The sequence below is a fragment of the Aeribacillus sp. FSL K6-1305 genome (assembly GCF_038050115.1).
Taxonomy (GTDB): domain Bacteria; phylum Bacillota; class Bacilli; order Bacillales; family Aeribacillaceae; genus Aeribacillus; species Aeribacillus composti.
In genome coordinates this window covers 640,333-662,500 of sequence record NZ_JBBOQV010000002.1, presented here as the reverse complement: position 1 = coordinate 662,500, position 22,168 = coordinate 640,333, and the positions used below count along the sequence as shown (strand labels likewise).

Annotated in this window: 15 protein-coding genes, 2 tRNA genes and 2 rRNA genes (1 of these 19 cut by a window edge); 8 read left to right on the top strand and 11 right to left on the bottom strand. The window is 40.2% G+C overall.

All coding sequences use genetic code 11. From position 1 onward, the window contains the following. From NST97_RS12945 to dnaA, 11 genes are all read right to left on the bottom strand, one after another. Positions 1-840 (bottom strand): 23S ribosomal RNA (locus NST97_RS12945) (it extends 2,092 nt beyond the left edge of the window). A 177-nt stretch (positions 841-1,017) separates the two neighbouring features. Continuing rightward, a tRNA-Ala gene (locus NST97_RS12940) sits at positions 1,018-1,093 on the bottom strand. Positions 1,094-1,109: 16 nt separating this feature from the next. Beyond that, positions 1,110-1,186: transfer RNA gene (locus NST97_RS12935), tRNA-Ile, on the bottom strand. A 136-nt stretch (positions 1,187-1,322) separates the two neighbouring features. Continuing rightward, positions 1,323-2,876, bottom strand: a 16S ribosomal RNA gene (locus tag NST97_RS12930). The 16S and 23S rRNA genes sit together here with 2 tRNA genes alongside, the layout of an rRNA operon. A 210-nt stretch (positions 2,877-3,086) precedes the next feature. Next, positions 3,087-4,187, bottom strand: a complete 1,101-nt coding sequence (locus tag NST97_RS12925; protein WP_063387740.1) for an HD-GYP domain-containing protein — start codon at positions 4,185-4,187, stop codon at positions 3,087-3,089. A gap of 239 nt (positions 4,188-4,426) precedes the next feature. Continuing rightward, positions 4,427-6,883, bottom strand: a complete 2,457-nt coding sequence (gene gyrA, locus NST97_RS12920; RefSeq protein WP_341343335.1) for a DNA gyrase subunit A — start codon at positions 6,881-6,883, stop codon at positions 4,427-4,429. An 81-nt stretch (positions 6,884-6,964) separates the two neighbouring features. After that, entirely contained in the window at positions 6,965-8,890 is a 1,926-nt protein-coding gene (gyrB, locus tag NST97_RS12915) for a DNA topoisomerase (ATP-hydrolyzing) subunit B (RefSeq protein ID WP_339193726.1), read from the bottom strand. A gap of 194 nt (positions 8,891-9,084) precedes the next feature. After that, the gene (gene recF / locus NST97_RS12910) at positions 9,085-10,194 is read right to left on the bottom strand and encodes a DNA replication/repair protein RecF (RefSeq protein ID WP_339198184.1); all 1,110 of its coding nucleotides are present in this window, start codon (positions 10,192-10,194) and stop codon (positions 9,085-9,087) included. A gap of 15 nt (positions 10,195-10,209) precedes the next feature. Further along, positions 10,210-10,425: a S4 domain-containing protein YaaA gene (yaaA, locus tag NST97_RS12905; RefSeq protein WP_339193722.1), complete on the bottom strand. Its 216-nt coding sequence runs from the start codon at positions 10,423-10,425 to the stop codon at positions 10,210-10,212. Between the two features lie 166 nt (positions 10,426-10,591). Continuing rightward, positions 10,592-11,728: a DNA polymerase III subunit beta gene (gene dnaN, locus NST97_RS12900; protein ID WP_339198181.1), complete on the bottom strand. Its 1,137-nt coding sequence runs from the start codon at positions 11,726-11,728 to the stop codon at positions 10,592-10,594. Between the two features lie 204 nt (positions 11,729-11,932). Then, the gene (dnaA, locus tag NST97_RS12895) at positions 11,933-13,297 is read right to left on the bottom strand and encodes a chromosomal replication initiator protein DnaA (protein WP_063387746.1); all 1,365 of its coding nucleotides are present in this window, start codon (positions 13,295-13,297) and stop codon (positions 11,933-11,935) included. Between the two features lie 499 nt (positions 13,298-13,796). Here dnaA and rpmH point away from each other — a divergent pair, with 499 nt between their 5' ends. The 8 genes from rpmH to noc all read left to right on the top strand — a co-directional run bounded on the left by rpmH (position 13,797) and on the right by noc (position 21,996). After that, entirely contained in the window at positions 13,797-13,931 is a 135-nt protein-coding gene (gene rpmH, locus NST97_RS12890) for a 50S ribosomal protein L34 (RefSeq protein WP_063387747.1), read from the top strand. 86 nt (positions 13,932-14,017) lie between these two features. Beyond that, positions 14,018-14,368 (top strand): ribonuclease P protein component, encoded by a 351-nt coding sequence (gene rnpA, locus NST97_RS12885; RefSeq protein ID WP_063387748.1) that lies wholly within the window; start codon positions 14,018-14,020, stop codon positions 14,366-14,368. 102 nt (positions 14,369-14,470) lie between these two features. Next, the gene (gene spoIIIJ, locus NST97_RS12880; RefSeq protein WP_063387749.1) at positions 14,471-15,244 is read left to right on the top strand and encodes a YidC family membrane integrase SpoIIIJ; all 774 of its coding nucleotides are present in this window, start codon (positions 14,471-14,473) and stop codon (positions 15,242-15,244) included. Continuing rightward, complete coding sequence (jag, locus tag NST97_RS12875; RefSeq protein ID WP_341343334.1) at positions 15,241-15,909, top strand: RNA-binding cell elongation regulator Jag/EloR; 669 nt, start codon at positions 15,241-15,243, stop codon at positions 15,907-15,909. Before spoIIIJ ends, jag begins: the two co-directional genes overlap by 4 nt. Positions 15,910-17,005: 1,096 nt before the next feature. Beyond that, positions 17,006-18,391 carry a tRNA uridine-5-carboxymethylaminomethyl(34) synthesis GTPase MnmE gene (mnmE, locus tag NST97_RS12870; RefSeq protein WP_341343333.1) on the top strand — a complete coding sequence of 462 codons (1,386 nt, stop codon included), beginning with the start codon at positions 17,006-17,008 and terminating at the stop codon, positions 18,389-18,391. A 17-nt stretch (positions 18,392-18,408) separates the two neighbouring features. Beyond that, positions 18,409-20,295, top strand: coding sequence for a tRNA uridine-5-carboxymethylaminomethyl(34) synthesis enzyme MnmG (gene mnmG / locus NST97_RS12865; protein ID WP_063387752.1), 1,887 nt, complete (start codon positions 18,409-18,411; stop codon positions 20,293-20,295). Between the two features lie 36 nt (positions 20,296-20,331). Next, positions 20,332-21,048, top strand: a complete 717-nt coding sequence (rsmG, locus tag NST97_RS12860; protein ID WP_063387753.1) for a 16S rRNA (guanine(527)-N(7))-methyltransferase RsmG — start codon at positions 20,332-20,334, stop codon at positions 21,046-21,048. 105 nt (positions 21,049-21,153) lie between these two features. Then, positions 21,154-21,996, top strand: coding sequence for a nucleoid occlusion protein (noc, locus tag NST97_RS12855; protein ID WP_063387754.1), 843 nt, complete (start codon positions 21,154-21,156; stop codon positions 21,994-21,996). The last annotated feature ends 172 nt before the right edge of the window (positions 21,997-22,168 follow it).

Here is a 22,168-nt window from a genome sequence, read left to right as displayed (position 1 = left end):
GTTCGATTGGCATTTCACCCCTACCCACACCTCATCCCCGCACTTTTCAACGTGCGTGGGTTCGGGCCTCCAGCAAGTGTTACCTTGCCTTCACCCTGGACATGGGTAGATCACCTGGTTTCGGGTCTGCGACCTCGTACTATTTCGCCCTCTTCAGACTCGCTTTCGCTGCGGCTCCGCCTTTCGGCTTAACCTTGCACGAAATCGCAACTCGCCGGTTCATTCTACAAAAGGCACGCCATCACCCGTTAATGGGCTCTGACTACTTGTAGGCACACGGTTTCAGGTTCTCTTTCACTCCCCTCCCGGGGTGCTTTTCACCTTTCCCTCACGGTACTGGTTCACTATCGGTCACTAGGGAGTATTTAGCCTTGGGAGATGGTCCTCCCTGCTTCCGACGGGATTTCACGTGTCCCGCCGTACTCAGGATCCACTCGGGAGGGAACGGAGTTTCGACTACAGGGTTGTTACCTTCTCTGACGGGCCTTTCCAGACCTCTTCGTCTACCCCGTTCCTTTGTCACTCCTTAATCGAGTGTCCTACAACCCCAAGAGGCACGCCTCTTGGTTTGGGCTGTTCCCGTTTCGCTCGCCGCTACTCAGGGAATCGCTGTTGCTTTCTCTTCCTCCGGGTACTTAGATGTTTCAGTTCCCCGGGTTGCCCTCCATACCCTATGGATTCAGGTATGGATACTGCCCCATTACGGACAGTGGGTTCCCCCATTCGGACATCTCCGGATCGACGCTTACTTACAGCTCCCCGAAGCATTTCGGTGTTTGTCCCGTCCTTCATCGGCTCCTAGTGCCAAGGCATCCACCGTGCGCCCTTTCTAACTTAACCGTTTCTTCCTAACATGAGCGATCTATTCGTGAATGTCTTTCCGTTATCCAGTTTTCAAAGAACAATGCTTTTTCTTTCAATGAGCTCCCTTGCTGCTTGAGTTGCTTCGAGCCGAACATCCGATCCTTCGAATGGGCTCTCGCATAGGAGCAATGCTTCCAATATTCATCAAACTTATGGTGGAGCCTAGCGGGATCGAACCGCTGACCTCCTGCGTGCAAAGCAGGCGCTCTCCCAGCTGAGCTAAGGCCCCAGGATGGTCTTATTTATGGTGGGCCTGAGTGGACTTGAACCACCGACCTCACGCTTATCAGGCGTGCGCTCTAACCGGCTGAGCTACAGGCCCATCCTGTATTTTTTATTCAGCTTCTATTCGCTGGGAAATCAACTTTGCGAATTCACCAGCAAATGGGGAAGGATGTGATCCTTCAAAACTAAACAAAACGGAAAAGCGCACCCTATTTCAATGTATATATCCTTAGAAAGGAGGTGATCCAGCCGCACCTTCCGATACGGCTACCTTGTTACGACTTCACCCCAATCATTTGTCCCACCTTCGGCGGCTGGCTCCCGTAAGGGTTACCCCACCGACTTCGGGTGTTACAAACTCTCGTGGTGTGACGGGCGGTGTGTACAAGACCCGGGAACGTATTCACCGCGGCATGCTGATCCGCGATTACTAGCGATTCCGGCTTCATGCAGGCGAGTTGCAGCCTGCAATCCGAACTGAGAGTGGTTTTTTGGGATTCGCTCCACCTCGCGGTTTCGCTGCCCTTTGTACCACCCATTGTAGCACGTGTGTAGCCCAGGTCATAAGGGGCATGATGATTTGACGTCATCCCCACCTTCCTCCGACTTTTAGCCGGCAGTCACCTTAGAGTGCCCAACTGAATGCTGGCAACTAAGGTCAAGGGTTGCGCTCGTTGCGGGACTTAACCCAACATCTCACGACACGAGCTGACGACAACCATGCACCACCTGTCACCCTGTCCCCGAAAGGGGAACGCCCTATCTCTAGGGTTGTCAGGGGATGTCAAGACCTGGTAAGGTTCTTCGCGTTGCTTCGAATTAAACCACATGCTCCACCGCTTGTGCGGGTCCCCGTCAATTCCTTTGAGTTTCAGCCTTGCGGCCGTACTCCCCAGGCGGAGTGCTTAATGCGTTTGCTGCAGCACTAAAGGGTGGATACCCTCTAACACTTAGCACTCATCGTTTACGGCGTGGACTACCAGGGTATCTAATCCTGTTCGCTCCCCACGCTTTCGCGCCTCAGCGTCAGTTACAGGCCAGAGAGCCGCCTTCGCCACTGGTGTTCCTCCACATCTCTACGCATTTCACCGCTACACGTGGAATTCCGCTCCCCTCTCCTGCACTCAAGTTCCCCAGTTTCCAATGGCCGCTCGCGGTTGAGCCGCGAGATTTCACATCAGACTTAAGGAACCGCCTGCGCGCGCTTTACGCCCAATAATTCCGGACAACGCTTGCCACCTACGTATTACCGCGGCTGCTGGCACGTAGTTAGCCGTGGCTTCCTCGTCAGGTACCGTCAAGGTACCGCCCTGTTCGAACGGTACTTGTTCTTCCCTGACAACAGAGCTTTACGATCCGAAGACCTTCTTCGCTCACGCGGCGTTGCTCCGTCAGACTTTCGTCCATTGCGGAAGATTCCCTACTGCTGCCTCCCGTAGGAGTCTGGGCCGTGTCTCAGTCCCAGTGTGGCCGGTCACCCTCTCAGGTCGGCTACGCATCGTCGCCTTGGTGAGCCGTTACCTCACCAACTAGCTAATGCGCCGCGGGCCCATCCTGCAGTGACAGCTAAAAGCCGCCTTTCAACCGAAAACCATGCGGTTTTCGGTGTTATCCGGTATTAGCTCCGGTTTCCCGAAGTTATCCCAGTCTGCAGGGCAGGTTGCCCACGTGTTACTCACCCGTCCGCCGCTAACCTAAAGGAGCAAGCTCCCTTCGGTCCGCTCGACTTGCATGTATTAGGCACGCCGCCAGCGTTCGTCCTGAGCCAGGATCAAACTCTCCAAAAAAAGTTTGTCACCAAATGCTCTTGTCAGAATCAACAGGCACGCTTTTCGCTTTGTTCAGTTTTCAAAGATCATATATCAAAAACAGCGACTTTTACATTATAAAATCATACTTTATGGTTGTCAACACTTTTTTTATTTTAATTGCTGACTTCAGTGATTATAGCAGTTTCAATCGTTTTTGACAAGCATTATTTTATATCTTCGAAAAAACTAAAAAACCTTTATAATCGACAAATCCTTGCTCTTTTCCAAAGATATAATTTGATCGGAATCTTCTGCTTGTACCATCGGCTTTGTAACCAATTTTTCATTTATAAAAACGATTTTCCCATAAGCTCCATTAGAAAGCTTTACTGTTCGTCCTACCATATCTTTTATAAATATTTTTTTGAAAGCTTGAACAACCGATAAATCAAATTTTCCAAATTGGTCTTTTTCTATTTGATCCAATACGTGAAAAGGCGATTGTCCATTGCGATATGGACGAGGAGAAATCATTGCTTGATATGCGTCTGCAAACGAAATGATTTTGGCAAAAGGATGAATTTGAACGCCTTTAATTCCTAAAGGATAACCTGATCCATCAAATCGTTCATGATGCTGCAAGACTGCAACTTTCGCACCTTCTGTTAAAGCTGGTAAATCTTTTAATAATTTATAGCTGTGAATAGGATGTTCTCTAACCTCGAGGAACTCTTTTTCTGTCAGCGCTTCTTTTTTTGTTAAAATTGCCGGCGTAATTTTTGCCATCCCACAATCACTTAACAGACCTGCAAGAGCAATTTGATTTACTTCACCAGTTAAAAATCCCATTTTTTTTGCAATTAAAGCGCTTAATAAAGAGACAGAAACAGAATGATGGCAAATATAATTTTTTGCATCACATGTTGTATAAGTCTCCATTATTTTGCTTGGTTGATCAAACCCAGCTTTTAATACTGGGAGGAGTAATGTTCTAATTTTATAAATATCTACTGAAGCACCCGACTGCCAAGATAAAAAATACTTTTGGAGCTGTTCTACTGAATGTACAAAAATTTCTTCAAAAGCAGTTTTGGATGAACTTTCCGTTTTTTGAACGTCAGCCTCATTTTTTTGAGGTTGATCAGTGGAAATATCTTCTTTCGCTTCTTTTACTCCTGTAGTAGTAGAAGTCCGGACTTGAACTTCTTTAATTAAAAATGCACGAAAAAATTCAATATGTTCCTCATTAATAACAGTGCCTTTTTTCGCAATTGGTTTTGGTGACAAAGAATAAACATCTTCTGCTAAGACAAATCCCGGCTTCAATTTTTTGACATGAATCCGCAAATGAACCCCCCTCCTTTAAATAAAAATCAATTAGCACCCATTCATTTAGGAACGTAAACAAACCTCAAAATGAAAAATACCTTTTTTTCACAGAATATAGATCAGGAAATATTCGTTTGATCTCCATAAATTAACAATACCACAGCTTTGAAAGCTGTGGTAGACCTAAAATTAGTATTTTTTCCTTCCGATGGCAGAATATGTTTCAGCAGATATCACCCTTCAAAAAAGAGCACTTTTTATTCTTCTTCCTGTTGTTCCTCTTGCTCTTCCTTTTCAACGAGCGCAACCGTTGAAACATGTTCATTTTCATCAAGTTTAATAAGCTTTACACCGACTGTATTACGTCCCATTGAAGAAATATCATTGACATCCATGCGAATCAGAACGCCGTTCCCAGTAATGATCATTAAATCTTCGTCACCGCGAACAGCTTTTACAGAAACTACCGATCCATTTTTAGGGGTAATGTTGCATGTTTTTAAACCTTTGCCGCCCCGGGTTTGGATTCGGTACTCGCTTTCGTGCGTACGTTTTCCGTACCCATTTTCAGTTACGACTAATACATCGACACCTGGGTCCAGCACTTCCATGCCGACAACTTCATCATTTTTTTCCAACGTAATTCCCTTTACGCCCGTAGCTGTGCGGCCCATTGACCGGACATCTTGTTCATGAAAACGAATTAACATTCCATTTTTTGTTCCAATTACAATATCTTTTGTACCATCTGTCAAATGTACGGAGATAAGCTCGTCCCCTTCGCGTAAGTGCAGCGCAATTAAACCGCTGTTACGTATATTGGAAAATTGAGAAAGCGGTGATCGTTTACATATTCCTTCTTTTGTCGCAAAAAATAAAAACCAATCATCAACAAATCCTGGAACAGGGATGATGGCATTGATCCATTCATCTTGGTCTATTTCCAATAAATTAATGATCGGAAGCCCTTTAGCTGTTCGTCCATATTCAGGGATTTCATATCCTTTTGCTCGATAAACTTTTCCTTTATTTGTAAAAAATAAAATAGTATCGTGTGTACAAGTTGTTAAAAGATGCTCAACAAAGTCGTCAGCATTAGTTCCCATTCCTTGAATTCCTCTTCCGCCACGCTTTTGGCTGCGGTAAGTAGAAACAGGGAGACGCTTAATATAGCCTTTATGGGTAAGCGTAATGACAATATTCTCTTTTGGAATCAAATCTTCGTCTTCAAAAGCTTCTAAACCAGTTGCAATTATTTCTGTACGGCGCTCATCATTAAAACGCTCTTTTATTTCTTCCAATTCCTCGCGAATAATGTCTAAAACCTTTTCTTCGCTGGCTAATATACCTTTTAACTCTTCAATTAGCTTTACCAGCTCATTATATTCCTCTTCTATTTTTTCTCGTTCAAGGCCTGTCAGACGCTGGAGCCGCATATCCAAGATTGCCTGTGCCTGCTTTTCCGTTAAGCTGAATTTTTCCATTAATCCTTCGCGGGCAATATCTGTTGTTTTGGAGCTTCGAATCAGGTTAATCACTTCATCGATATGATCTAATGCAATTCTTAACCCTTCCAAAATATGCGCTCGCGCTTCAGCCTTTCTTAATTCAAAAGCAGTACGTCTTCTAATAACGACTTTTTGATGATCTAAATAATGCTCTAAAATTTGTTTTAAATTTAATACTTTCGGTTCTCCGTCTACTAAAGCAAGCATATTAATTCCAAAGCTTGTTTGCAATGCCGTCTGCTTATATAAATTATTCAAAAGTACGTTGACATTTGCATCTCTCCTAACTTCGATGACAATGCGCATACCTTTTCTATCAGATTCATCTCTTAAATCGGAGATCCCGTCAATTTTTTTCTCACGGACAAGCTCTGCGATTTTTTCAATGAGTTTTGCTTTATTCACTTGGTACGGAATCTCAGTCACTATAATTGCCTGTTTTCCGTTTTCTCTTTCTTCAATTTCAACTTTCGCCCGGATCGTGATTGATCCTCGTCCGGTCTCATAAGCTTTTCGAATGCCGCTTTTCCCCATTATTTGTCCTGCCGTTGGGAAGTCAGGTCCAGGAATGATTTCCATTAGTTCTGCAATTGTGATGTCTGGATTTTTACTTAATGCCAGAACACCGTCGATCACTTCACCGATTTGATGAGGAGGAATGTTGGTCGCCATTCCTACTGCAATTCCGGATGCGCCATTTACGAGCAAGTGAGGGAAACGGGAAGGGAGAACGACAGGCTCCTTTTCAGATCCGTCATAATTATCTTGATAATCAATGGTGTCTTTATTAATATCTCGCAAAAGCTCCATTGAAATTTTTGACATTCTCGCCTCTGTATAACGCATCGCAGCTGCGGCATCTCCATCAACGGATCCAAAGTTTCCGTGGCCATCCACCAGCATATAGCGATAGTTAAAATCCTGGGCCATTCTCACCATCGTCTCGTAAACAGCTGAATCTCCGTGTGGATGGTACTTACCGATCACATCTCCTACAATCCTTGCAGATTTTTTATGCGGTTTATCCGGAGTCATGCCAAGGTCATGCATGGCATAAAGAATTCTCCGGTGAACAGGCTTAAGTCCGTCACGGACATCAGGCAAGGCGCGCGACACGATGACGCTCATCGCATAATCAAGGAAGGATGAACGCATTTCTTGGCTTATATTGACTTCCTGTATTTGCGATTCTTTGTTTTCAGCCATTTTTTATTACCTCCGTAAAAATCAATTCCCAAACCTCACTTTATGGAGAAAAACAAAATGAGAATGGGGTGAACAAATCGATTAAATATCCAAATTTTTTACATAACGGGCGTTTTCTTCAATAAACTGGCGGCGAGGCTCCACTTTGTCTCCCATTAAAATTTCAAACGTTTCATCCGCATCAATCGCATCCTGCAATGTTACTTGAAGCAGCGTTCTAGTTGATGGATTCATTGTTGTTTCCCAAAGCTGCTCAGCATTCATTTCTCCAAGTCCTTTGTAGCGTTGAATGCTTGGCTTCGGTTGGCTTGGAAGATTGGACAAAATTTTATCGAGCTGCCGATCATTGTACGCATATTCAACCCTTTTCCCTTGTTGAATTCTATATAAAGGAGGCTGCGCAATATAAACATATCCTTTTTCGATAATTCCTCTCATGTACCGATAGAAAAAGGTAAGCAGCAGTGTACGAATATGCGCTCCGTCCACATCGGCATCCGTCATAATCACAACTTTATGGTATCTCGCTTTCGAAACATCGAAATCTTCGCCAATCCCTGTTCCAATGGCTGTGATTATGGCACGCACTTCATTGTTGGATAATATTTTGTCAAGACGTGCTTTCTCAACATTTAAAATTTTTCCTCTCAACGGCAAAATAGCTTGGAAATGTCTGTCCCGGCCCTGCTTAGCAGAACCGCCGGCAGAATCACCCTCAACAACAAACAATTCTGAGATGGATGGATCTTTTGACGAACAATCTGCTAATTTTCCAGGCAAATTCGAAACATCTAATGCGCTTTTTCTTCTCGTTAATTCCCTTGCTTTTTTGGCAGCTAAACGGGCTCTTGCCGCCATCAAACCTTTTTCCACAATTTTTTTGGCTGTTTGCGGATGTTCGAAAAGAAACGTTTCAAACATTTCCGAGAAAATGGAATCCGTAATTGTTCTTACTTCGGAATTTCCAAGCTTTGTTTTCGTTTGTCCCTCAAATTGGGGATTAGGATGTTTGACAGAAATGATCGCGGTTAACCCCTCACGAACATCTTCTCCTGATAAATTTTGATCGTTTTCTTTAATAGCTCCTGTTTTTCTAGCGTAATCATTAATAACTCGAGTTAAGGCAGTTTTAAAGCCGGATTCGTGAGTGCCACCCTCATATGTGTGAATATTATTAGCAAAAGAGTAAATATTACTTGTATATCCATCATTGTATTGAAGAGCGATTTCTATTTTTATTCCATCTTTATCTCCTTCAATATAAATCGGTTCTTCATGAAGAACCTCTTTTGTACGGTTGAGATGCTTTACATAGGAGATGATACCGCCCTCATAGTAATATGAATTTTGCCGTCCTTTTTCGTCCCGCTTATCTTCTAATGTAATCTTGATTCCACGGTTTAAAAAAGCAAGTTCTCGCAACCGCGACGCCAACGTATCATAATCATATTCGGTTGTTTCTTTAAAAATTTCAGGATCAGGCTTGAAATGCACAATGGTTCCCGTCGTTTCAGTTTTTCCAACAATTTTCAAATCTTCACAAGGCACACCTCGGCGATATTTCTGGTAGTAAATATTTCCATCGCGATGAACAAAAACCTCCAGTTCAGTTGACAGTGCATTCACAACTGAAGCTCCTACACCGTGGAGTCCACCGGAAACTTTATAGCCTCCGCCTCCGAATTTTCCTCCTGCATGAAGGACAGTCATGATGACTTCAACGGCTGGTCTTCCCATTTTCTCATGTATTCCGACGGGTATTCCTCGCCCGTTATCTTTTACTGTTATACTATTGTCTTGTTCGATCGTCACATTTATTTCTGTACAAAAACCCGCTAAAGCCTCATCTATACTATTATCGACAATTTCCCAAACGAGATGATGAAGACCTTTGGAACTGGTAGATCCAATATACATTCCAGGTCTTTTTCGAACAGCTTCCAACCCTTCCAGCACTTGAATCTGGTTTTCATCATATGTTGTTTGTTCCTCATGATTTTGTTCCATCGCCACAATGATCACCTACACTTTTATAAACATAAAATCGATTGAATAGATAAAAAATCTTTTTTCCACAAAAAAATCTAAATAGATTGATCCGCTTTTTTCAAAGTAATGACACGATCTATGCATGAGTAAAAAACAAGCTGCAGATGTTAAAATTCTTAATAGCATCATGATCTGTTTCAAAAAAAAATAATTTATATTAATTGTCCGGAAGATACACGATAGATAGCCGCTTCCTTCAAGGTTTTGTGATCAATTCCATCTACGCTTGTTGTTGTCACAAATGTTTGCACTTTCCCTTGAATGGCATTTAATAAATGAGATTGCCTAAAATCATCTAATTCTGATAAAACATCGTCCAACAATAATACAGGATAATCGCCAATCTCTTCATGGATCAAATCTATTTCGGCCAATTTCAGCGAAAGAGCTGTTGTGCGCTGCTGGCCTTGCGATCCAAATGTTTGAACATCCCGGCCGTTCACATAAAAAATAAGGTCATCTCTGTGGGGACCGGCTAACGTCGTTCCACGTTCTATTTCCTTTTCTCTTATTTTAGCAAACCTGTCATAGTATACTTCTACTATTTTCGACAAGTCTGCTTCTTCTGATACATCAACAGAAGGCTTATACTGAATTCTTAATTCCTCCATTCCCCTAGAAATGCTGGAATGAATCGGTTGTGCCCATTTTTCAAGCTGCTTAACAAACAAATATCTTTTTTTAATGATGCTGCTTGCTGTTTCACACAGCTGAAGTGTAAGCACATCCAACATTTTTTCATCCGTTTGCTTTCTCGTCTGGAGGAGCTTTAAATAATGATTTCTCTGCTGAATGATTTTTTGATATTTGTTCAGTTGGTGCAAATAAACGGGAGAAACTTGTCCAATTTCCATATTGATAAAACGCCTGCGAATTTGCGGACTTCCTTTTACTAAATTCAAATCTTCCGGAGCAAACATAATCACATTGACGTGACCGACATACTCGCTTAATTTTTTTTGTTCTAAATAATTTAATTTAGCTTTTTTCCCTTTGTTGGAAATAATTAATTCAACCGTAGAAAAACGATTTTGTTTTTCTATTCTCCCTTCTATTTTAGCATATTCCTTCTCCCATTGAATGAGCTCTTTATCATTGCTGGTTCGATGGGATTTCGCCATCGCCAAAACATAGATGCCCTCCATCATATTTGTTTTCCCTTGGGCATTTTCTCCAATTATCACATTGACTTTGTTTTCAAATTGTATATGAAGGGACTCATAATTACGGTAGTTCTTTAAACTGAATTCTTTTAAATACAATGAAGGTCACCAACTTCAGTTTTTTACAATAAAGGTTCCAGTCTCTTTTACTTCTACTATGTCTCCGTCTCTCAGTTTTCTCCCCCGGCGCTCTTCCCTCTCAGAATTTACGAGCACTTCATGCTCCTGGAGAAACCATTTTGCCATTCCGCCAGTTTGGATGACATCCGCCAATTTTAAAAATTGTCCGAGTGTAATATATTCACCTTTAATTTGAACAATACGCTTCATCTGATTTTCATCCGCTTTCTCAAAATAGTCTCTAACTTTTTATTTTACTAAATATTTCCCAATTCGAAAAGAAAGCTACTAGCTTTTTTGATTACTAGTAGCTTTCTTTTTATTTCCAGCACTATAAAATAGTGGAATTTATCGTGAAGAATCCGACGACAGCTGTTTAATATGTTCGAACAGGAAGAATCAGCTGCAAAACTGTTTCATCTTCGGGAACACGAATTAAAAACGGCCTCATCGCCCCTGTAAAGCTGATGTGAATTTCTGATCCTTCCACTGCTTTTAATGCATCTATCATATATTTTGCACTAAAGGAAATTTTTAAATCTTCTCCCTGAACATCTTTGGCATGAATTTCTTCGACAACCTTCCCAATTTCCGGTGAATTTGACAAGATTTCAACCTTCCCGTTAGGAAATGTTGTCAACTTGACGACGTTATTGCGTCCTTCTCTTGCAAGAAGAGATGCGCGGTCTATAGCTTGTAAAAAATCTTTTGCGTCAAGAACAATATCCGTTTTACTTTCCATTGGAATAAGTCTGCTCGTATCAGGGTAATTTCCGTCTAAGAGACGTGAAAAGAATAATATGTTTTTCGTCTTAAACAAAACTTGATTTTCTGTAATGACAATTTCGACAAGATCATCGTTTTCATCAAGAATTTTATTCAGCTCATTTAAGCTTTTTCCCGGAATAACGACATTATGCGCTTCAGAAATATTGGTTTCCACTTTTGCTTTCCGTAAAGCTAATCGATGGCTGTCCGTTGCAATACATGTTAATTCGCCAGTTTCTAAACGCCAGTTTACACCGGTTAAAATTGGTCTTGTTTCTGAAACCGAAACAGCAAAAACTGTTTGTCGAATTAAGGTTTTTAATAGATCTGATGGAATTTTAAAAACGTTTTGCTCCTCAATTTCCGGCAATCTTGGATATTCTTCTGCATCCAAACCATGCAGATTAAATTCCGCACTTCCTGATCGAATAATAGTTAGAAAGTGGTTTTCCACTTTCATTTCCACTTTATCCTGCGGAAGCTTCCTCACAATATCACTAAAAAAACGAGCTTGCAAAACAATGCTTCCGGGCTCGATAATTTCCGCTTGAATCGTTCCATTTTCTTCTGCAGGTATAAAGGACTCAATCGAAATGTCTGAATCACTGCCTGTTAATGAAATGCCCTCTTCTGTTGCGACAATTTTTATTCCGGTCAATATAGGTATGGTTGTTCTAGAGGAGACGGCCTTCATGACATCTTGGACGCTTTCAACAAGCTTATTTTTTTGGACAATAACTTGCATGTAAATCCTCCTTCTAAGGCTGCACTGCCATCTATCAAACAAATACATTTTATATTATTATTATTTTTTAATTAAAAAATATAGTATAAGTAGTAATAGGGCTTGTGGATATGTTGATAACAATGTTAATGAAAGGAAGCACAGTCTATCCACATGTGGATAAACTGTGCATGCCAACGTCAAAATTATTCACAATGTCCTCAACTAATGATAATGAATGGAATGCTTTAACTGTTCTTTTATTTCATTTATTTGATTTTGCAGCTGTGGGTCTTCTTCTAATAACTTTGAAATTTTTTCATGAGCATGAATGACTGTTGTATGGTCTCTTCCTCCAAATTCTTCTCCAATTTTCGGCAAGGAAGAGTCGGTTAATTCTCTTGATAAGTACATGGCAATCTGTCTTGGAAATGCAACAGATTTTGTCCTCTTTTTTGCTTTGAAATCTTCCAATTTAACATTAAAATGCTGTCCAACTACACGTTGAATTTCTTGAATGGTAATAATTTTTGGCTTGGAGCTCGGTATAATGTCTTTTAATGCTTCTGCCGCAAGATCCGCGTTAATATCTTTATTGATGAGAGAAGAATAAGCTACTACGCGTATAAGGGCACCTTCTAGCTCACGAATATTTGTATCAATTTGATTGGCAATATAAAGCATGACTTCGTTTGGAATATCTAATCCGTCAGCTTTCGCCTTTTTTCTTAAAATGGCAATTCTTGTTTCGAGGTCAGGAGGAGTAATATCTGTTATAAGCCCCCATTCAAAACGTGATCTCAGTCGGTCTTCAAGAGTAGGAATCTCTTTTGGCGGCCTATCGCTCGAAATGACTATTTGCTTGCTTTCCTCATGTAGTGTGTTGAACGTATGGAAAAATTCCTCTTGTGTTTGTTCTTTTCCAGCAAGAAATTGAATATCATCTATCAATAGAACATCAACATTCCGGTATTTATTGCGAAATTCATCGGCTTTATTGTCACGGATTGAGTTAATAAATTCATTCGTAAATTTTTCTGATGACAAATAGACGACTCTTGCGGAAGGATTATGTTCTAATACATAATGGCCGATTGCATGCATTAAATGAGTTTTTCCGAGACCGACGCCACCATAAATAAACAGCGGGTTGTATGCTTTTGCCGGCGCTTCCGCAACAGCCAGGGATGCAGCATGGGCAAATCGATTTCCTGAGCCGATAACAAACGTATCAAAAGTATATTTTGGATTCAGCAAGTTTTGGGGAAATTCATTTGTCTCTTCCCCTTTTTTTGGCGATGTTTTAATGGGGGCTTTAGGCATAAATTCATCGTCTGTCAAATTTTGCGGAATGATAAATTTTATACCGATTTCTTCTCCTGTTAAATCATATATTGTGTTCGCGATTAAATGCAGGTATCTGGATTCCAACCAATCTCTCGCAAATTCATTTGGAGCAGTAATGATGAGCAAATCACCTTGTAAAGCGTGTGCTTTTGTAGATTTTAGCCAGGTATCAAAGCTCGGTTTACTGACCTTTTTTTTAATTTCGGCAAGCACCCGATTCCACAAGTCCTCTATGTTCTCCATGGCTCTTTGGGGTCACCCTCCTTTACATCGGCTGTAAAAAATGAACAATGAATAAATATGCATTCCACATATGTTTGCACAAAAATATTTAATATAGTAGAAAAATAACTTTTCTACAAAATTCAGAGAGTGTGGAAAACTTCCTTCACAGGGCCGTTAACAACTTTCCACAATTTATCCACAATGTGTGGATAATATAATGATAAATGAAAGATATTCAGAGGTAAAACACAAATATCATATCAAAATAACCTATGTGTTGCAATGGGTTTTGAAAGTTTATCCACAAGACAACATGCTGTTGAAAAAAATATTCACATGTCGATAAATGTGTGAAAAAAATGTCGATAATTGCTGTAAAACTGTATTTTTTATAAAAAAATATCCACAATGTTGTTTGCCGATAGTACAATGGACCTTAGTTGACAATTAGGATATTCCTTTACTATAATTAGAAAGACTGTCTTTTTAGAGTTAATCCTCGGGGAGGTGTCATAGAATGAAAAGAACATATCAACCAAATAAAAGAAAACGCAGCAAAGTTCACGGATTCCGCAGCCGGATGAGCACAAAAAACGGTCGAAAGGTTTTAGCTCGGAGACGCCGTAAAGGAAGAAAAGTATTATCAGCGTAGACCACTGAAAAAAAGTCAGTGGTCTTTTTTACACAAAATGAAGTTACTTGATCTCTCGAGTAAATCGGAGAGTCGGAGTGAATGGAATGAAAAAAAGGAACCGGATAAAAAAAAATAAGGACTTTCAAAAAGTATTTCAAAAAGGAAAGTCAATGGCGAACAGACAGTTCGTTATTTATATGCTTGATCAGCCGGATATAAAAGATTTTCGGATCGGGCTGTCTGTCAGTAAAAAAATTGGCAATGCCGTGACGAGGAATAAAGTAAAACGTTTGATTCGTCAAGTATTTTTAGAAGAGAAGGACAATATCGCTAAAGGGAAGGATTATATTATTATTGCGAGGAAACCGTCTGCGCAAATGAATTATCATGAGGTAAAAAAAAGTCTTGTTCATCTTTTTATAAAAATGAACATTTATCAGACAAAAAATCATTAAGAAATCAAAAGCAATTTTACAAAAAAGATGGTAAAATACTTTTTGAATGGAAACGGATTATTTTTAATTATGATATATAGAATTTGTTAGGAGGAAGTTTTTTTGAAGAAGCGAATAGTATTATTGCTGGCTATTCTTGGTCTAGCATCTGTTTTGTCCGGGTGTACGGAAATAAATGAACCGATTACAAAAGACAGTGAAGGTTTTTGGAACCAGTACATTGTTTATCCGCTTTCTTGGTTAATTACATATTTTGCGCAGCTATTTGGAAATGATTATGGTTTATCCATTATCATCGTAACCATTTTAATTCGATTAGCGATTTTGCCGTTAATGATCAAACAAATTCAAAATTCAAAGGCCATGCAGGAAATTCAGCCGGAAATTTTAAAGCTGCGTGAGAAATACAGTTCGAAAGACCAAAAAACACAGCAAAAGCTTCAACAAGAAACAATGGCTTTATTTCAAAAGCATGGTGTTAATCCTCTTGCCGGTTGTTTACCACTATTAATTCAAATGCCAATTTTAATTGGATTTTACCATGCCATTATGAGAACCCGGGAAATTGCTGAACACAGCTTTTTATGGTTCGATCTAGGTGAGAGAGATCCTTATTTTATTCTACCTCTTTTAGCAGGCATTTTGACATTTGTTCAGCAAAAATTAATGATGGCAGGAACAGAAAACATAAATCCGCAAATGCAAACAATGCTTTGGATGATGCCGATTATGATTGTCATTTTTGCGGTGTCGTTCCCAGCAGCTTTATCACTTTATTGGGTAGTCGGAAATATTTTTATGATTGTCCAAACTCTTGTGATCAAAGGTTCAGATATACGCAAAGCTTCTGAAAAGGCAGGAGGAGCTCAAAAGTGAGAGAAATAACGTCTACTGGACAGACCGTTGAGGATGCTGTGAAGAAAGCCTTAAAAGAATTAAATGTTGAGCAGGAACAAGTGGATATTCGAATTATCGATGAAGGAAAAAAAGGGCTTTTTGGGATATTTGGCCAAAAACCTGCCATTGTCCATGTGAAATTAAAGGAAACAAGCGAATTGACGGATGCTTTGTTAAAATGGAACGAGAATACGGACCTTAATCCATTGGACGAGGCGAAAAATTTCCTTGAGCAGGTTATAAAAGAAATGGGAATTACAGCTTCCATTGATATTAAACTTGAAGAAAAAACAGCGTATTTTAATATTAAAGGGGAAAATTTGGCAATTCTAATTGGGAAAAGAGGACAAACGTTAAATTCCTTGCAATATTTGACACAGCTTGTAGCGAATAAAACGTCAACCGATTACGTACCCATTATTTTGGATGCTGAAAATTATCGTGAAAAGCGCCGAGAGACTTTGACTCAATTGGCGGTAAAATTGGCAGATAAAGTTGTAAAAACAAATAAGGAATTTTCTTTGGAGCCCATGCCTTCTTTTGAAAGAAAAATCATTCATTCAACGTTAATGGAAGATGAAAGGGTTCAAACGTATTCAGTCGGAACAGAGCCCAATCGATATGTCGTCATCGCACCAAAATAAGTTTTTTGATGAATTGGAAAGCCAATTCATCATTTTTTTGTGCGCCCGGCATGTATATGAACTATAGGGTGTAAGTCCCGAACCCCGAAGACAGAAGTAGAGGTTAGCCAAGAGCAAGGGTGTCCGTGGTGACGCGGAATCTGAAGGAAGCTGGAGGCAAAACACCGGTCCGAGGAACACGAACCTCATATAAGGCTAGGTATGATTGAGTGAGTTTGCAAAACAAAACAAAGCTCTTTCTGTCGAAGGTCATATCGAGTAAATGAGGCGGATAGATGGTGTGAAAGTGCATGTACTTACCCGGGGAGGTCTGGTGGATATGTGAAGTACGCTTCATAACCTACTTAGTGATAAGTAGCTGAACCGTCAGAAGTCAGCAGAGGTCATAGTATTAGTTGGTCTAGAACAACTAAGAAGGACCGAACAATTAAGAGAGAATAGCCCTTGGCATTCAGTGAGTCATGATGAACACAGAAAACGTAGTACCTCACTTGAGGGAGGAAGCGGTGAATCCCGTGGGAGACCTCTTGGAGGGTGGAGTGACCACTGGCATAAAGAGAACAGCTATTCACGGAAGTTATGAAAACTTGCGTCAATTATCTTAATTGAACCGCCGTATACGGAACCGTACGTACGGTGGTGTGAGAGGACGGGAGTTAATCGCTCCCTCCTACTCGATTAGCCTCCAAATTGATGCCTTTAAAAAGAAATTTTCGGTTTCTGTCAACCTCTATTAAAGACTCTTCAACTTTTTTGGTACCTCTTTGATTTTTCAAGGCAGTTTTTTAAGCTGTTTCTCCAGTTATCAAATCATTTCGTTTTTCATTATTTTGAATTACGAGACATGCAGATCTAACCCCATGGAAGATTATCTGGCTTGTTTCTTAAACGTTACGGTATTGTGAATAAGTGAAAAGTAGCGAAATATTGTTATGAACATGTGGATAAGTTAAAATAATAAATTAGATAATTTTTTTTGTGGATAAACATTGTGCTTTTCTTTTTTCTAGACTATATGGTATTTTTAAACTTTGGTGAATGAAAACAACTGCCGGATTGGTTTATGATAGATCGCAACAAAAAGCGAGGTGAGACAATGGAATTTGATACAATAGCAGCAATTTCCACCCCGATGGGAGAGGGAGCCATTGCGATTGTCCGCTTAAGCGGCGATGAGTCGGTGGACATTGCGGATCGCATTTTTCAAAGCCCTGCAAAGAAACAATTAAAAGATGTTCCAACCCATACGATTCATTATGGAAAAATAATTGATCCCGATACGCAAGAAATGGTTGAAGAAGTGATGGTTTCTGTCATGCGGGCGCCTAAAACATTTACAAGAGAAGATGTTGTTGAGATCAATTGCCATGGAGGTCTCGTAACAGTTAACCGCGTTTTGCAGCTAGTTCTTAAGCACGGCGCTCGTTTGGCGGAACCAGGAGAATTTACGAAGAGAGCATTTTTAAATGGAAGAATTGATTTGTCTCAAGCGGAAGCTGTGATTGATTTGATTCGGGCTAAAACCGATAAAGCAATGAATGTTGCTCTTGGGCAAATGGAAGGCCGTCTTTCAAAGCGCATCAAACGGCTGCGTCAGGAAATTCTTGAAACGCTCGCACATGTTGAAGTCAACATCGATTACCCCGAATATGATGATGTCGAAGAAATGACACATAATATGTTAATTGAAAAAGCTTCGTACGTGCGAGACGAAATTGAAAAACTGCTTTCAACTTCTAACCAAGGGAAAATATTGAGGGAAGGCTTATCAACCGTTATAATTGGGCGGCCAAACGTTGGCAAATCTTCTTTGCTCAATGGACTCGTTCATGAAAATAAAGCGATTGTAACTGATATACCAGGAACGACAAGGGATGTAATAGAAGAATATGTCAATGTGAGAGGTGTTCCTCTCCGTCTTATCGACACGGCTGGAATTCGTGAGACGGAAGACATTGTAGAAAAAATCGGTGTGGAGCGATCCCGACAGGTATTGAAAGAAGCTGATTTAATTTTATTTGTGCTAAACTATAACGAAGAGCTCTCGGAAGAAGATAAAAAATTGTTTGAAGCCGTGAAGGGAACGGATTTTATTGTCATTGTCAATAAAACTGATTTGCCGAAGAAAATCGATATGGATGAAGTGCAGAAGCTAGCCAATGGACATCCAATTGTGACCACTTCCTTAAAGGAAGATAGAGGGATCGATGAATTGGAAAAACAGATCAGTTCTTTGTTTTTTAAAGGGGATCTTCAAGCAGATGATTTAACTTATGTTTCCAATACACGCCATATTGCGTTGTTATCTCAGGCCAAAAAAGCTGTTGAAGAGGCTATAGAGGGAATAGAACAAGGCGTCCCAATCGATATTGTTCAAATCGACTTAACAAGAACGTGGGAACTCCTCGGCGAAATCATTGGCGACAGTGTACATGAAGGCTTAATTGATCAGTTGTTTTCGCAATTTTGCTTAGGTAAATAGGAAAGGGTGTGAATTTGATGCGATATCAAGCCGGTGAATATGATGTAATCGTGGTTGGCGCAGGTCATGCGGGCTGTGAGGCGGGTCTTGCGGCTGCAAGGCTTGGTGCTAAAACTTTAGTAGTGACCATTAATTTGGATATGGTAGCTTTTATGCCATGTAATCCTTCAATCGGCGGGCCGGCAAAAGGAATTGTCGTCCGTGAGATTGACGCGCTTGGCGGAGAAATGGGAAAAAACATTGATAAAACATATATTCAAATGAGAATGTTAAATACAGGAAAAGGACCTGCTGTTCGTGCACTTCGGGCACAAGCCGATAAAGTTTTATATCAAAGGGAAATGAAAAAGACGCTGGAGCAGGAAGAAAATTTAACATTGCTTCAAGGAATGGTCGAAGAATTAATTGTAGAAGACGGTATATGCAAAGGGATCGTGACGCAGACAGGAGCCGAATACCGTTCGAAAACAGTTGTTTTAACAACAGGGACGTTTTTGCGTGGAAGAATCATTATCGGAGACCTTTCTTATTCAAGCGGACCAAACAATCAACAGCCGTCCATTAAGCTGTCAGAGCATTTAGAAAAGCTTGGATTCGAACTTGTTCGTTTTAAAACAGGGACACCTCCAAGAGTCAACAGTAAAACCATTGATTACAGCAAAACAGAAATTCAACCTGGAGACGAGGAGCCGCGTGCATTCTCCTACGAAACAACAAAATATATTACCGATCAGCTTCCTTGTTGGCTGACGTATACAAGCAGTGAAACTCATAAAATCATTGACGAAAATTTGCACAGATCTCCCATGTATTCTGGTATGATCAAAGGGACAGGACCTCGTTATTGTCCGTCTATTGAAGATAAAATTGTCCGTTTCCATGATAAACCGCGCCACCAAATCTTTTTGGAGCCTGAGGGCCGTAATACGGAAGAAGTCTATGTTCAAGGGCTTTCTACAAGCCTGCCGGAAGATGTACAGCGCCGTATGATATCTACCATTCCGGGGCTTGAAAATGCACAAATCATGAGAGCTGGATATGCCATTGAATATGATGCGATCGTACCAACACAGCTATGGCCGACGCTAGAAACGAAAAAAGTGAAAAATTTATATACGGCAGGACAAATTAACGGAACTTCAGGATATGAAGAAGCAGCTGGTCAAGGGATTATGGCCGGTATTAATGCCGCTAGAAGAGCGTTGAATAAAGAAGAGATCATTCTCAGCCGTTCTGATGCTTACATCGGTGTATTAATAGACGATTTGGTGACGAAAGGAACGAACGAACCATACCGTCTTTTAACATCAAGAGCCGAATACCGTCTTCTCCTTCGCCATGACAATGCGGATTTGCGTTTGACAGAACTCGGATACAAAATCGGTTTGATTAAAAAAGAGCGGTATGAAAAGTTTTTGGCCAAAAAAGAAGCGATAGAAAATGAGAAAAAACGCCTCCGTTCCATCATTATCAAGCCGAATGAACAGACTCAAAAATTGATTGAAGAAGTCGGAGGAAGTCCGTTAAAAGACGGCATCCGTGCCTCAGACCTTTTGAAGCGTCCAGAAATAAATTATGAACATATAAAAATGCTTACCGAAAGTGAAGCTTTGCCTAAAGAAGTGGAGGAGCAGGTAGAAATTCAAATCAAATATGAAGGATATATTGAAAAATCGTTGCAGCAAGTAGAGAAATTAAAACGCATGGAAAACAAAAAAATACCAGAAGACATTGATTATGACGCTATCAATGGACTTGCAACAGAAGCGCGGCAAAAATTAAAACAGGTTCGGCCGATATCAGTTGCACAGGCTTCACGCATATCAGGCGTCAATCCGGCGGATATTTCTATTTTACTTGTTTATTTGGAACAAGGCCGTATCGCCCGCGTGTCTAATGAATAAAGAGATTTATTACAATGGAGACGAAAGGATAGAGCGATGGACAGTATTCAGTTTCAAACGTTGCTGGAGGAAAGAGGGATTTCACTTTCCTCACAAGCATTGGAACAATTTGAAGCATATTTTAAGCTCCTAACGGAATGGAATGAAAAAGTGAATTTGACGTCCATAACGGATCGGACAGAAGTGTATATCAAACATTTTTATGATTCTATTTCGGCTGCTTTTTTTTATGATTTTAACAGACCTCTTTCCGTTTGCGATGTTGGAGCGGGTGCTGGTTTTCCCGGCATTCCGCTGAAAATTTGCTTTCCTCATTTGCAGTTGACAATCGTTGACTCTTTGAAAAAACGAATTACGTTTTTAGAGCATTTAACTGCTCAACTAAATTTGGAAAATGTCTTTTTATACCACGATCGTGCGGAAACGTTCGGTCAAAAGAAAATATTTCGGGAATCTTTTGATATCGTGACAGCTAGGGCTGTAGCACGATTATCCGTACTAAGTGAACTTTGTATCCCGCTCGTGAAAGTAAATGGTGATTTTTTGGCATTGAAGGCTCAATCGGTAAAAGAAGAATTAAAAGGGGCAAATAAAGCGATCTCATTATTTGGCGGACAAGTCCAGACGATTCATTCCTTTCAATTGCCCATTGAAAAAAGTCAGCGCAATATCATTGTGATTCATAAACATCGTGCTACTCCGAAAAAGTATCCTAGGAAGCCCGGCACACCAAATAAAATGCCTATTGAGTAACTTGTTCGAAAATAATATTTTTTGTTTGTCATTTTTAGCAGGAAATTTGTCTAGAAAACGAGAAATTTAATAAATGCTGGTAGTTTCTAAAGGTGGTGTCAGCATATGAAGCATCCTTTTTCTCGATTATTTGGCTTTGGGGAAAAAGATGTGACGGACTTTGAAGAAGAAAAAGATGTAAAAGAAGAAATTTTGCATATTCCTGTTGATGAGATCGTCCCTAATCCATTTCAGCCGAGAACTGTTTTTTCTGAAGATAAAATTGATGAATTGGCGCAAACAATCCGAACTCATGGCATTATACAGCCGATTGTTGTCAGAAAAACGGATGAACGGTATGAAATTATTGCCGGGGAAAGAAGATGGAGAGCTGTCAAAAAACTTGGATGGATGGAAATTCCGGCTATAGTAAAAAATTATAATGATAAAGAAACCGCTTCAATCGCCTTAATTGAAAACTTGCAGCGGGAAGAATTATCAGCCATTGAAGAAGCAGTTGCTTATGCAAAATTAATTGAACTCCATCAGCTGACTCAAGAAGCGCTAGCTCAAAGGCTTGGAAAAGGACAATCGACGATTGCCAATAAACTACGTCTGCTGAAGCTCCCAAAAGAAGTTCAAGAGGCATTGTTAAACAAATCCATTACGGAACGTCATGCGCGAGCACTCATTCCTTTAAAAGATCATGAATTGCAAATTAAATTGTTAAACGAAATTATTGAAAAACAGTTAAATGTTAAACAAACAGAAGATCGCGTAGTTAAAATGTTAGACCAAAAAGAAGAAAAGCAAAAACCGAAAAGAAAAGCTTTCAGCAGAGATACGAGAATTGCTTTGAATACGATTCGGAAATCTTTGACCATGGTGGCTGAAACAGGAGTTAAAATAGATTCAAAAGAAGAAGAATTTGAAAACTATATACAATTAACGATCAAAATTCCAAAATAACTCTTCACACTTTTTCGTGAAGAGTTTTTTATTATAAAAAAACTTAGCAAAAAGACTTGGACAGAATGTTCGACAGCAACAAATTATTTTCCGGGAAATACGACAATATTTTATTTTTTTCGAAAAAAGGATGAATTCCTAGCATTTCCACCTACAAAAGAAAAAAGTTTGT